This is a genomic window from Pauljensenia sp. UMB3104 (assembly GCF_030217285.1).
GTDB lineage: Bacteria > Actinomycetota > Actinomycetes > Actinomycetales > Actinomycetaceae > Pauljensenia.
Genome location: NZ_JASONN010000386.1, coordinates 1 through 259 on the forward strand (window position 1 = coordinate 1; position 259 = coordinate 259).

A 259-nucleotide genomic window follows, 5' to 3' on the forward strand; every position below is an offset into this window, starting at 1 on the left:
TGACTATTACGCTCACGGACGCACCCCAGCAGGCGATTCCCGACGGTGCTACACCGAACGACCTAGTCATTCACCAGCAGGACATTGAAGACGTGATGAACGCGCTCTGGAATGGTGGCGCGGAAGCCATGACTGTCCAAGGAGTACGCGTGACCGGACAAACAGTGATCCGATGCATTGGCAACGTGATTCTTGTTGACGGACAGCCTTTTTCTCCGCCATACGTGGTGGAAGCCATTGGTGATCCGAACGCGCTCAC

1 protein-coding gene is annotated in these 259 nt (G+C 56.0%); it reads left to right on the plus strand.

Going from position 1 to position 259, the window contains the following annotated elements:
• Window positions 1-259: DUF881 domain-containing protein (locus tag QP415_RS12135; protein WP_285100243.1), on the plus strand; the 259-nt coding region annotated here is incomplete at both ends.